General features: G+C 63.7%; 10 protein-coding genes. 2 read left to right on the top strand and 8 right to left on the bottom strand.

What is annotated here, in order from left to right; all coding sequences use genetic code 11:
• The first annotated feature begins 33 nt into the window (after window positions 1-33).
• Window positions 34-924, top strand: a complete 891-nt coding sequence (locus CLU87_RS04260) for an NAD-dependent epimerase/dehydratase family protein (RefSeq protein ID WP_099729634.1) — start codon at window positions 34-36, stop codon at window positions 922-924.
• 21 nt (window positions 925-945) lie between these two features.
• On the opposite strand, the gene CLU87_RS04255 is transcribed toward CLU87_RS04260, so the two are convergent.
• The 3 genes from CLU87_RS04255 to CLU87_RS04245 all read right to left on the bottom strand — a co-directional run bounded on the left by CLU87_RS04255 (window position 946) and on the right by CLU87_RS04245 (window position 3,751).
• Window positions 946-1,788, bottom strand: coding sequence for an amino acid ABC transporter substrate-binding protein (locus tag CLU87_RS04255; RefSeq protein ID WP_233193707.1), 843 nt, complete (start codon window positions 1,786-1,788; stop codon window positions 946-948).
• A 248-nt stretch (window positions 1,789-2,036) separates the two neighbouring features.
• Window positions 2,037-2,849, bottom strand: a complete 813-nt coding sequence (locus CLU87_RS04250; protein WP_099732034.1) for an aspartate/glutamate racemase family protein — start codon at window positions 2,847-2,849, stop codon at window positions 2,037-2,039.
• 11 nt (window positions 2,850-2,860) lie between these two features.
• Window positions 2,861-3,751 (bottom strand): amino acid ABC transporter substrate-binding protein, encoded by an 891-nt coding sequence (locus CLU87_RS04245; protein ID WP_099729632.1) that lies wholly within the window; start codon window positions 3,749-3,751, stop codon window positions 2,861-2,863.
• Between the two features lie 359 nt (window positions 3,752-4,110).
• Here CLU87_RS04245 and CLU87_RS04240 point away from each other — a divergent pair, with 359 nt between their 5' ends.
• Window positions 4,111-5,325 (top strand): D-amino acid dehydrogenase, encoded by a 1,215-nt coding sequence (locus tag CLU87_RS04240; RefSeq protein WP_199170791.1) that lies wholly within the window; start codon window positions 4,111-4,113, stop codon window positions 5,323-5,325.
• Between the two features lie 55 nt (window positions 5,326-5,380).
• Here CLU87_RS04240 and CLU87_RS04235 read toward each other — a convergent pair whose 3' ends face one another.
• The 5 genes from CLU87_RS04235 to polA all read right to left on the bottom strand — a co-directional run bounded on the left by CLU87_RS04235 (window position 5,381) and on the right by polA (window position 11,922).
• Window positions 5,381-6,310 carry a LysR family transcriptional regulator gene (locus tag CLU87_RS04235; protein ID WP_099729630.1) on the bottom strand — a complete coding sequence of 310 codons (930 nt, stop codon included), beginning with the start codon at window positions 6,308-6,310 and terminating at the stop codon, window positions 5,381-5,383.
• Window positions 6,311-6,407: 97 nt separating this feature from the next.
• A complete protein-coding gene (locus CLU87_RS04230; protein WP_099729629.1) occupies window positions 6,408-7,040 on the bottom strand; it encodes a glutathione S-transferase family protein in 633 nt (210 codons plus the stop codon).
• 22 nt (window positions 7,041-7,062) lie between these two features.
• Complete coding sequence (gene yghU, locus CLU87_RS04225) at window positions 7,063-7,962, bottom strand: glutathione-dependent disulfide-bond oxidoreductase (RefSeq protein ID WP_199170790.1); 900 nt, start codon at window positions 7,960-7,962, stop codon at window positions 7,063-7,065.
• Window positions 7,963-8,122: 160 nt separating this feature from the next.
• Window positions 8,123-9,082, bottom strand: a complete 960-nt coding sequence (locus CLU87_RS23125) for a hypothetical protein (protein WP_143227244.1) — start codon at window positions 9,080-9,082, stop codon at window positions 8,123-8,125.
• A gap of 41 nt (window positions 9,083-9,123) precedes the next feature.
• On the bottom strand, window positions 9,124-11,922 hold the full coding sequence (polA, locus tag CLU87_RS04215) for a DNA polymerase I (RefSeq protein ID WP_099729626.1): 2,799 nt from the start codon (window positions 11,920-11,922) through the stop codon (window positions 9,124-9,126).
• Window positions 11,923-11,942 lie beyond the last annotated feature (20 nt).

Here is an 11,942-nt window from a genome sequence, read left to right as displayed (position 1 = left end):
TGCACGCTTCACCTTCTTTGCAGGACGACGCTGATGAACATTTTGCTCACCGGCTCCACCGGTTTTGTGGGCCGCACCGTGGCTGCCGCACTCACCCGTGCAGGACACCAGGTGCACTGCGGCGTATCACCCCGGCACCGGTCACCCGGCGCCTTGCAGGTGCCGATGGACTTTGCGCGCGACACCTCGGCCCAGGTCTGGCTGCCGCGCCTGGCGGGTATCGATGCCGTGGTGAATGCTGTGGGGGTGCTGCGCGACAGCCGTGCGCGCCCCATCGACGCCGTGCACCTGCACACGCCCGTCGCGCTGTTTGATGCCTGCGCCCAGGCGGGTGTGCGGCGCGTGGTGCATGTCTCGGCCCTGGGCATTGAAGGCAGTACCACCCGCTATGCCACCACCAAGCGCGCGGCAGACACGCACCTGCTGGCGTTGGCCAAACAAGGGGCATTGCACCCCGCCATCCTGCGCCCCAGTGTGGTTTTTGGCAAAGGCGGTGACAGCAGCGCGCTGTTCATGAACCTGGCGCGCCTGCCGGTGGCGCTGTTCCCCGGCCCCATGCTCACAGCGCGGGTGCAGCCCGTGTCAGTGCACGATCTGGCCGCCGCCATCGTTGCACTGCTGGGGCCCGCCATCTCCACCCAGGGCATCGTCGAGTGCGCTGGGCCGGAGGCCCTGACCATGGGCGATTTCATTGCCAGCTTGCGCCAGCAACTGGGCCATGGCAAAGCCCATGTGCTGCGCCTGCCCGACCCGCTCACCCAGCTGAGCGCCCGCCTCGGCGACGCAGTGCCCAGCGTGCCCTGGTGCACCGAAACCCTCACCATGCTGGGCAGCGACAACGTGGGCAACCCTGCGGTGTTCGAGCAGCTGCTGGGCCGCAAGGCGGTGCATTACAGCCAGCTGGTGGCGACCGCCTGGCGCTGACGTGCAACGTCTGTGCCCTCGTCACTGGGGCACGAAGTCCGACGGATACCGTAGCGAATCCACCAGCAGGTTCGACATGCGCATGCCCAGATTGATGCCATGTGGAGGAATGGGCTGGGTGAACCACTTGTCGTACAGGCGGTGCAGCTCCCGCGTCTGGATGAGCCGCCGCAGCTCCGCATCGACCACGGCCTTGAGCGCAGGGTCGTTGCGCTCGAACGCCACCGCATAGGGCTCGATGGTCATGGGCTTGCCAATCACCTTCAGATCCTGCGGGCGGGCATGGCTGGCACGCAGGCCATAGAGCAGCACATCGTCCATCGCAAAGCCGTCCACCCTGCCATCCACCACCCAGCCAAAGCCCTCGGCATGGTCACGAGCGGGCTCGATGCGCAGGCGCACTGATTTGTTGGCAGCCTCGCGCGCCAGCGAATCGATGTTGGTGGTGCCCACCGTCGAAGCCACGGTCTTGCCGTCCAGGTCTTCGATACGCTCGAAGGGGCGCTGGCTTTGCACCACGATGCGTGATGACGCAATGAAGTGCGCAATGGTGAAAGCCACCCGCTGCCTGCGCGCAGCCGTGTTGGTGGTGGAGCCGCATTCCAGGTCCACATCGCCGCGCTCGATGGCCTCAAAGCGGTTGCCCGACGTGACCTGACGGTAGTCCACCCGCAGATCGCGCCGCTGCAGATGGCGACCGATGGCCTGTGCGATCTGCAGGCACACGTCCACGCTGTAGCCTACGGGCACCCCATTGGCCACATAGGACATCGGCAGAGAAGATTCGCGGTGGCCGATGACCACTCTTCCCGTGGCCTGGATGCGCTGCAGCGTCTGGCCCGGAGGCTCCGCTGTGCGCGCCAAGGCGGGGCTTGGCACTTCCGCCTTCGCAGAGGTCGATAAACCCGCAGCGGTCCCCGTGTTCTGCGCGATGACTCCCGCCGTCGCACACGCAGCGCAGGCAGCAGCCAGCGCACGCACCATCCCAAACCTCGCGGGGTTCGCTTTACATGTCCTGGCTTGCCTCTTCGAAGTTTTCGTGATGCCACCTGGGCAATGGCCTGTGCGCTGGCTGGCGTACCAGGGCGCAGCGGCACCAGGGCTCTACAGCGCTATACCGCAGCCCGCGAAGCTGAAGGCCCAGTGGGGGGCGGGGCTTCCATGCCCGTGTTTCCGTACGCATGCCGCGCCAAGGCAGCCGCCAGCACCATGGACGGATTGACCAGCGTCAGCCCCTCCAGCCGGGGGTGCTCTGACAGTGCGAGTGGAATTTCTGTGCAGCCCATGATGAGCGTGGAGACCCCATAGCGCTGCTGCAGCACCAGCGACACGGACTCGAACCGCTGGCGGGCCAGCGCGTAGTTGCCGGCCTTCACACCGTCGTAGATACCCTGCATCAGCTGGTCGCGCTCACGGGGTTCGGGCACAAAGCAGTCGATGTCACGGTGCTCCAGTTCGCGCTGGTACAAGCCCGCATCGTAGGCACCCTGCGTGGCCAGCAGGCCCACGCCATGCACCTTGTGCAGCGCCAGGTCTGCAGCGACCTCTTGCACACCATGCAGCACCATCAACTGCGGAAAGCGCTGCTGCAGCAGGCCATGCCAGGCATGCGCCGTGTTGCAGGCAATGGCCACAACGCGCGCGCCCAGGGCCGCCAGGCGGCCCGTGGCCTGCAGCATCGGGTCTGCAGGCTGGTGGGCCCCGGGGCGGGTGTCGTGCAAGGCCGCCGTGCGGTCGGGAATGGGCACCTGCGCCAGCCAATGCTCAGGGTAAGCCTGGTCGTGCACAGGGATGCCCAGCGCCGCCATCCGGTCGGTGCAGGCCTGCACAAACAGGCGCACAAAGTCGGCACCCGCAGCAGGCCCCATGCCCCCCAGAATGCCCACCACCTGCGGGGCCGGAGGGTGCGGGGTGGACGGCAACATGCTCACACCCATCACAGCGCAGGCTTGTCGCTCTGGGCCACCAGGTTGTCGCGCAGCTCCTTGCTCATGGGCAGGTTGAGGTTCTGGCCGCGCGGGGGCACTGGCGACATGAACCACTTGGTGTAGAGCTTGTCGAACTCGCCCGACTTCATCATCCCGCCGATCACGCCGTTGACCAGCGTCTGGAACTGCGGGTCGTCCTTGCGCAGCATGCAGGCATAGGGTTCGACCTGCAGCGAGTCGCCCACCACCACCCAGTCGGCCGGGTTGCGCGTGTTGCCCATCAGTCCAAACAGCAGGATGTCGTCCATGGCGAAGGCCTCTGCACGGCCGGTGTCCACCAGCAGCAGCGAGTCCTCGTGGTCTTTGCCCAGCACGATGTCCATGTCCAGGTTGTTGTCGCGGTTGTACTTGCGGATCACCTGCGCGTTGGTGGTGCCCGAGGTGCTGGCCACTTTTTTCTTGGCGAGGTCGGCGTAGTTCTTGACGCCCGAGGCCTTCTTGGTCAACAGCCGGGTGCCGGTGTAGAAATAGTTGATGGCAAATTGCACGTCCTTGCCGCGCGCCGTGTTGTTGGTGGTCGACCCGCACTCCAGGTCCACGGTGCCGTTGGTCAGCAGCGGAATGCGGTTTTGCGAAGTCACCGCCTGCAGCTCCACCTTGATGGCAGGGTTGTTCAACCGTTTCTTCACCGCATCGACCACGGCGTTGGAGATGTCCACCGACATGCCCACCGGGTTGCCCGGGCCCGCCAGATAGCTGAAGGGCACCGACGACTCGCGGTAGGCCAGCGTGATCTTGCCGGAGTCGGCAATCTTCTTGAGGGTGTCGGCACTGGCCACGGTATTGGCCAGCACACCGGCGACCACGAGGACAGCAGCGGTGACAGCGGAGAGCTTCATGGGAATCCCTTTGCAAAAAATCAGGTGAACAGACAGTCGGACAGACGAGAAAGCAAGATGCAGGGGCACTGTAAAAATTTGCGGCCGTCTTGAACAATTCATTTGCGCGGGTCCACCATGATGAAAAGTTATGGCTCTGTTTCGGTGCACCTCCGCGCACCATCGTGGATCGTCCTGCCTTCTTTGCGGCCCTTGCATCCCGGTGCCCCCACCCCTCTCCCGCCGGCCCATCCTGAAAACACCAGGCGCTGACCAGTGCATAACTTCCTGGCATGGCAAGGCACTGCTTTGGCATTGTTCAGCAGGTGCACTGCCGCCTACATTCGTTGTCATCTCCTCCAACCGTTTCACTCTCTCCGATGCAGGTATGTGTATTGGGCGCAGGCATCGTCGGCCTGGCCACGGCATATGAACTTCAACAGCGCGGCCTGCAGGTCACCGTCATCGACCAGGCGCAGCCCGGCACTGGCGCCAGCGGTGGCAACGGCGCGCAACTGAGCTACAGCTATGTACAACCGCTGGCGGACGCCAGCATCTGGCGGCAGCTGCCCCGGCTGCTGCTCTCGCCCACCTCCCCACTCAAGCTGCGCCTGCAGTGGGATACCCACCAGTGGCGCTGGGGGCTGGAGTTTCTGCGCGCCTGCAACCGACAGACTTCCGAACGCAGCACCGCACAACTGCTGGCCCTGGCCGCCCTGAGCCGCCATCATCTGGAAACCATGCTGCAGGCAGAGTCCCTGGACTGCAACTTCTCCAGCACCGGCAAGCTGGTGCTGTACGACACCGCAGCCGGCCTGGCCGCGGCACAACGCCAGATGGACCTGCAGCTCCAGTGGGGCAGCGAACAGCAGGCGGTTTCGGCCCAGCGTTGCGTGGAGCTTGAGCCCGCGCTGCTGCACTACCAGCCGCGCATTGCCGGAGCCATCTACACCCCCAGTGAATGCGCTGCCGACTGCCTCCAGGTCTGCCAAGGCTTGGAGGCCGTGCTGGCCGCACGGGGGGTGCGCTTCATGCTGGGCGCCACGGTCCAAGGCTTTGTGCGCGAGGGATCCCGCATTGCTGCGGTGCAGACCAGTGCAGGAGCCATCGAGGCGCAACAGTTTGTGCTGGCCCTGGGCAGCCGCAGCCACCAGGCGGCGCAGACGCTGGGGTTCCGCTTGCCGGTATACCCTCTCAAGGGCTACAGCATCACGCTCGATACCACCCCCGCACCATCGGCAGCGCCTCGCGTCAATGTGACCGATGCTGCACGCAAGGTGGTGTTTGCGCGCATCGGCCAGCGCCTTCGGGTGGCGGGCATGGCCGAGCTGGTGGGGCACGATGCACGCATACCTGCCGCGCGCATCCAGAGCCTGTGCGATGCCACCCGCACCGTTTTTCCGACATGCCATCAAGGCGGAGAGCTGCATGCCTGGACCGGCATGCGCCCCGCCACGCCCACCGGGCTGCCGATGGTGGGCCGTTGGGTGGGGGCACCGAATAACCTGCTGCTCAACACAGGCCATGGCTCTTTGGGGTTCACGCTGGCGTTTGGCACGGCGGCGCAGGTGGCCGAACTGCTGGCTCCCGCCTGACTCTCCCACGCGCTGCAGCCGCACAAGGCACCACACGCCTCGGCAGGTGGCGCGTTCACTCCACCTCGGGCTGCAGGCCCACCGCTTCCAGCGTCTCAGCCACCGCTTGGCGCATGCATTGCGTCATGGCACTGGCCAGCAGTGAGCTGGGGCGGTTGACAGTACGCAGCGACTTGATGGGCACGGCAATGTGCGGCGCCAGCGCCAGCACATCCACCTTGCTGCGGTCGGCCGATGCCGCCGTGCAGGCGTCCACCAGCGCCACGGCGTGACCATGGCGCGCCAGCGCCAGCGCCGCATGGTAGGTCTGCACCGTGAACGCCGTCTGCAGGCCCACGCCCGCCTCGCGGCACGCGTGGTTGACCACCGTGCCGATGGGGTCGCGCACATCCAGCCGCACCACCGGCGTGTCTGCCAGGTCGGCCAGATGCACCACACCGGCCGCCACCAGCGCAGCACCCAGCATGCCCTTGGGCGCCACACACACCATGCGCCCATCGGCCAGATGCTCCTGCGTGAGCGCGGGGTGGGCGATGGCGCTGAACACAAAGCCCACATCCGCCTCCTGCAGCACCAGGGCCGAGACGATCTGGGGCGAGTGCAGCGCGTCGATGGTCACCTGCACATCCGGGTGCTTTTTCCTGAAAAAACGCAACGCACGCGGCAGCACCTCGTAGCTCAGCGCCAGCACGCTCAGGATATGCAACTCACCCTCACGCCGGTCGCTCTTGAGGCTGTTGGCCAGGCGCTGCACATCATCGAGCTGGGTGAACAGGCGCTCGATGTGCGGGTACAGGGTCTGTGCCTCGGTGGTGGGTACCAGCTTGCCCTTGAGCCGGTGGAACAGCGGAAAGCCCAGCTGCAATTCAGCATGCGCCAGGATGCGGCTGACCGCAGGCTGCGTGACGTTGATAAGGCGGGCCGCCGCGCTCACGCTGCCGGTGAGCATGACGGCGTTGAAGACTTCTATGTGGCGAAGGCGCATATGCTGACGATGCAAGGAATGGGCCGCAAGCGCAATCCTTGCATGTACCCATTGCGAAATCGCGCACTCAAACCGCGCGCCTCGCACGCGCTTGCAGCTAAAGCAACATCGACGGCCGCAGCGCCATGGCCGCACGCCAGCGCAGCAAGTGCGGGTGCTGCTCGCCGGGCTTGTGCTTGACCACACGCGCAAAGTCCACCGCCACCACCGCCGTGATGTCGGCCACGCTGAAGCGGTCAGTGGCAATGAATTCGCGGTCCGCGAGGCGCTCGTTGAGCAGCTGAAAGAACTGCCCCACACGCACCAGTCCACGCTCAGCCAGGGCCGGGATTTGCGGGTAGTCCACCGCGCCGGGCAATGCCCGGTTGGCCATGGCGGGCGCGCTGTTGCGCAGCGCCTCGGCAATGGCCTGCAGGCCCTCGAACTCCATGCGCCAGTTCCAGCTCGCAATCTCGGCCTTTTCTGCAGGCGTCTCACCCAGCAGTGCGGGCTGCGGGTAGCGCGCCTCCACATACGCCGTGATCGCCGCGTTGTCGGTCAGCAGCAGACCCTCTTCAGTGCGCAGCGCGGGCACCGTGCACTGCGGGTTGATCTGGCGGTAGGCCTCGCCCAGTTGCTCGCCATTGCGCAGGTCCACCTGCACGGTGTCGTGGGCCACACCCTTTTCTGCCAGCAGGATGCGCGCACGGCGCGGGCTGGGCGCCGTGGCGCAGTCATACAAAGTAATCATGGTGACGCCTTGCAAAAAACACTCAGCGTGCGGGGGAAGAAGCTGCCGCTGCCGCCGCCTCGATCTTGTCCTGCGTCTTGGTGTCAAAGTCGCTGGCGTCATGCCGCTCGCGCAACTGGCTGGCCAGGTCGCCCTGCACCCGGTTCACCTTGCGCCCCCGCTGCACCGCCGGGCGTTTGGCCACCTGCTCGGCCCAGCGCACCACATGCGTGTATTCGTGCACCTGCAAAAACTCGCCCGCGTTGTAGGCCTGCCCTTTCACCAGCAAGCCATACCAGGGCCAGATTGCAATATCCGCCACCGTGTACTCATTGCCCGCCACGTACTCGGTCACGGCCAGGCGCTGGTTCAGCACATCCAGCTGGCGCTTGGCCTCCATCGCGTAGCGGTCAATCGCGTACTCGATCTTGACCGGCGCATAGGCATAAAAATGTCCGAACCCGCCACCCACAAACGGCGCACCGCCCATTTGCCAGAACAGCCATGACAGGCACTCGGCGCGCGCCGCGCCGTCTTTGGGCAAGAGGGCGCTGCCGAACTTCTCGGCCAGGTACATCAGGATGGCGCCGGACTCGAACACCCGCACCGGGTTGGCCGGGTCAGTGCGGTCCAGCAGCGCGGGGATCTTGGAATTAGGGTTCACAGACACGAAGCCGCTGCCAAACTGCTCGCCCTCATTGATGCGAATCAGCCACGCGTCGTACTCCGCCCCGCTGTGGCCCAGTGCCAGTAGCTCTTCCAGCATGACCGTGACTTTCACGCCATTGGGCGTACCCAGCGAATAGAGCTGCAGCGGGTGCTTGCCTACGGGCAGTTCCTTGTCGTGCGTGGCACCGGCAATGGGCCGGTTGATGCTGGCGAACTGGCCGCCGTTTTCTTTGTTCCATTGCCAGATTGCGGGGGGGGTGTAGGGGGTGGACATGAGGGCTCCAGACAAGACAGTCAAAACTGGCGGGTTTGCCAGCTGGTGTTAAAGCAGTTTAAAGATCGGACTGATTCGTTGCAGGTTGGGGTTGGGGGCGAATGCTCTCTGCAGAGGCCATTTGAGACGTGTTTCTCACCGACCCATCCGTGCTCGTTTTTTAAGGCTCTGCGTAAAAGAAGCTCCGACGAGTGGCCGGCTCATGCAAGTCGAACTTGGCTATGTGATGAGATTTTGGACTCTGCTTCTCTGAATACAAATGCATGCGATGGTCTTCAACGCTTGCCTCGACAACCAAACCCGCAAAGTCGAAGTCATAGAGTTTTTCCAGAATCTTCTGTCGCTTATGAGGGAAGCCTGTCTTGTACTGCTTGTTGTACTTAGGTTCGAAATGTCGGATTAGTGCGGCTTCGGCAAGGGAAACCCTCATTGACCGCTTGAACTGCGACTGAAGTACTTTTTGGTAATGCTGCTTATCAGCATCCCCGTCAATCAAGGCGGGGTTTATGCCATCGATACTCATAATAAATCGATGGAAGCCGAAACTGTAGAGCGCAAGCAAAACCTCCATGTGGGGCTCATTTGCTGAAATATCGGCAAGGATTTTTTGCAGAGTTGAATGAGAGGACAGGCGTTCGATTGCACATCTTTCACCAGCCGTTCCAAATGCTTGACCTACATACACGACTTCTTGACTGTCTAGGCCGTTTAGTTGTGCCTCGCAATGCTTGAGAAGGTATGCGACAGGCACAGTCATCAGCGTGTCACCACCTGACGACAAAAAAGAGAGTTTCGTGTATGGGTACTTGAGAGCAGCCACCGATGAGACTTCGGCAGGAAGCTCCCCGCAGAGGCGGAAAGGAAAGGTAGGGGCTTTGTCTTCGAGTTGAACGGACAACTCGCCGACTACTTCCCGATCTCGGATCGAAATGCTACCGGGGACAAAGGCAATTCGTGGTCGCTTGAGAATCAAGTAGATATTTGAGTTTCGTATCTGCTCCCGTGCTTCATCGCTCTCATACACGAGGTCATCAAGATGCGCGGGCGAGATCATGGCCGGATCCGTCGAATAGATATTCAGCACAAATTCGGTTGAGTACTTACGCGGCGCTTTGGACATAGTGAATTAATGAATCTGAGAATCTGATAGCCCGCGCCGCCTCAATGCGCCTTATCCCAATTAGCCCCCACCCCCACCTCAGCCAGCAACGGCACCTTCAGCGCCGCCACTTCCGCCATCAGGCGCGGAATGTGGGTCTTGAGCCAGTCCACCTCGCTCGCGGGCAGTTCGAACACCAGTTCGTCGTGCACCTGCATGATCATTTGGATATCTGGCTTGTGCGCGTCCAGCTCCTTCTGCACAGCCACCATGGCCAGCTTGATCAAGTCAGCTGCCGTGCCCTGCATGGGCGCGTTGATGGCGGCGCGCTCGGCCCCGGCGCGACGGGGGCCGTTGGGGGAATTGATTTCGGGCAGGTACAGGCGGCGGCCAAACACGGTTTCGACATAGCCCATGGACTTGGCGGCGGCCTTGGTGTCGTCCATGTACTGCTTCACGCCGGGGTAGCGCTGGAAGTATTTGTCGATGTACGCAGCGGCGGCCTTGGTCTCGATGCCCAGGTTCTTGGCCAAGCCAAAGCTGCTCATGCCGTAGATGAGTCCGAAGTTGATGACCTTGGCGTAGCGGCGTTGCTCGCTGGTGACCTGGTCCACCTCCACACCAAACACTTCGGCCGCGGTGGCGCGGTGCACGTCCAGCCCGGCGTGGAAGGCGTGCAGCAGCGAGTGGTCGCCACTCAGGTGGGCCATGATGCGCAGCTCGATCTGGGAGTAGTCGGCACTCGCAATCACCCGGCCTGCGGGGGCCACAAAGGCCTCGCGCACGCGGCGGCCTTCGGGGGTGCGGATGGGGATGTTCTGCAGGTTGGGGTCGTTGCTGGACAAGCGGCCTGTGACGGCCACGGCCTGCGCATAGTGCGTGTGCACGCGGCCTGTGCGTGGCAGAGCCAGCTGGGCGAGCTTGTCGGTGTAGGTGCCTTTGAGCTTGACCAGGCTGCGGTGCTCCAGCAGCTTGGCGGGCAGGGGGTAGTCCTCGGCCAGCTTTTCCAGCACTTCTTCGTCGGTGCTGCGGGCACCCGTGGCGGTCTTTTTGACCACAGGCATGCCCAGCTTGTCGAAGAAGATTTCGCCCAGTTGCTTGGGGCTGCTCAGGTTGAAGGGCTGGCCTGCAATTTCGTACGCCTCGGTTTCGAGCTGCAGGATGCGCTGGCCCAGCTCGTGGCTTTGTGCGGCCAGCGTGGGCGCGTCAATCAGCACGCCGTTGCGTTCGATGCGGTACAGGGCCTCGCTGCTTTGCATCTCCAGCTCGTAGATGAAGCGCAGCTTGTCATCCACCTGCAGCAGCGGCCACAGGGCGTTGTGCACGTCCAGGGTCTGGTCGGAGTCTTCGCACGAATAGGCAGCGGCCTTGTCCACCGGCACCTGGGCAAACGGAATCTGGTGCGCGCCTTTGCCGCACAGATCTTCATAGGTGATGCCTTTGCGGCCCGTGTGGCGCTCGGCCAGGCTGGTCAGGTTGTGGGGCTTGTGCACTTCGAGCACGTAGCTTTGCAGCATGGTGTCGTGTGTGTAGCCCTGCACCTCGATGCCGTGGTTGGCGAACACATGGCGGTCGTACTTGATGTGCTGGCCCAGCTTATGGTGCTTGGGGTCTTCCAGCCAGGGCTTGAGACGGGCGAGCACTTCATCCAACGGCAGTTGCGCGGGCGCATCGGGGCCTTCGTGGCGCAGGGGAATGTAGGCGGCCTCGCCGGGCTGCACGCTGAAAGAGATGCCGACGATTTGCGCACGCATTTCGTCAAGCGAGTCGGTCTCGGTGTCGATGGCCGTGAGCGGGGCCTTGCGCAGGCGCTCCAGCCACTGGTCAAAGTCGGCCCAGTTGAGGATGGTGTCGTACACCACCGTGCGGTGCTGGGCTTCTTCGGCCACGGTGCTGGCGGAGTGGTCGGCAAACAGATCGCCGCTTTGGCCGGGCATGGCGACGGTGGGGGCTGCTGTGGCCGGGGCTGCAGCACCCTTGATCGCGCTGGCCAAGCCCTTGAAGCCATACTTTTCGTAAAACGGCAGCAGGCCGGTGCTGTCGGGCGCGTCCAGCGTGATGTCATCAAACGCGGGCAGGCCAGGGATGTAGTCGGCCAGCGCGCAGTCGGTCTTCATGGTGACCAGCTGGCGGCTCAATGCCAGCTGGCCACTGGCGATCGCCTCGCGCAGGTTGTTGCCCGCCACGCCCTTGATGGCATCGGCGTTGGCAATCAGGTTGTCGAGCGAACCATATTCTTCCAGCCACTTGGCGGCCGTTTTGGGGCCCACTTTGGTCACGCCGGGCACGTTGTCCACGGTGTCGCCCACCAGCGCCTGGTAGTCCACCATCAGCGTGGGTGGCACGCCAAACTCTGCTGTCACGCCCGCCACATCGCGGCGCTTGCCGCTCATGGTGTCGATGATGGTGATGTGCTCGTTGACCAGCTGGCTCAGATCCTTGTCGCCGCTGGACACGATGACCTCAATGCCCTGTGCGGCCGCCACGTGGGCCAAGGTGGCGATCACGTCGTCGGCCTCCACGCCGGGCACGGCCACCACCTTCCAGCCCAGCAGGTCCACCACCTCATGGATGGGCTCGATCTGGCTGCGCAGGTCGTCTGGCATGGGCGAGCGCGTGGCCTTGTATTCGGTGTACAAGGCATCGCGGAAGGTGGGGCCCGAGGCGTCGAACACGCACACAGCGTAGTCGGCCACCACCTCTTTGCGCAGGGCCTGCATCATGTTGATCATGCCGCGAATGGCACCGGTGGCAGGGCTTGTAGGGTCGCCCGGCACGGCCCGCAGGTCGGGCATGGCGTGGAAGGCGCGGTAGAGGTAGCTGGAGCCGTCCACCAGCACCAGGGTCTTTTTGTTGCTCATCCGGCAATTGTGCACGGGCA

Origin of the sequence: Acidovorax sp. 59, from assembly GCF_002754175.1 — a bacterium.
Taxonomy (GTDB): domain Bacteria; phylum Pseudomonadota; class Gammaproteobacteria; order Burkholderiales; family Burkholderiaceae_C; genus Acidovorax; species Acidovorax delafieldii.
Note: the sequence above shows the minus strand (reverse complement) of the source record. Positions and strands in the feature narration are given on the sequence as shown.

Excerpts from the sequence above, each read along its gene's own strand:
- CLU87_RS04260 (WP_099729634.1), top strand. The coding sequence starts at position 34 with ATGAACATTTTGCTCACCGGCTCCACCGGTTTTGTGGGCCGCACCGTG.
- CLU87_RS04250 (WP_099732034.1), bottom strand. The coding sequence starts at position 2,849 with ATGTTGCCGTCCACCCCGCACCCTCCGGCCCCGCAGGTGGTGGGCATT.
- CLU87_RS04245 (WP_099729632.1), bottom strand. The coding sequence starts at position 3,751 with ATGAAGCTCTCCGCTGTCACCGCTGCTGTCCTCGTGGTCGCCGGTGTG.
- CLU87_RS04240 (WP_199170791.1), top strand. The coding sequence starts at position 4,111 with ATGCAGGTATGTGTATTGGGCGCAGGCATCGTCGGCCTGGCCACGGCA.
- CLU87_RS04235 (WP_099729630.1), bottom strand. The coding sequence starts at position 6,310 with ATGCGCCTTCGCCACATAGAAGTCTTCAACGCCGTCATGCTCACCGGC.
- CLU87_RS04230 (WP_099729629.1), bottom strand. The coding sequence starts at position 7,040 with ATGATTACTTTGTATGACTGCGCCACGGCGCCCAGCCCGCGCCGTGCG.
- yghU (WP_199170790.1), bottom strand. The coding sequence starts at position 7,962 with ATGTCCACCCCCTACACCCCCCCCGCAATCTGGCAATGGAACAAAGAA.
- CLU87_RS23125 (WP_143227244.1), bottom strand. The coding sequence starts at position 9,082 with ATGTCCAAAGCGCCGCGTAAGTACTCAACCGAATTTGTGCTGAATATC.
- polA (WP_099729626.1), bottom strand. The coding sequence starts at position 11,922 with ATGAGCAACAAAAAGACCCTGGTGCTGGTGGACGGCTCCAGCTACCTC.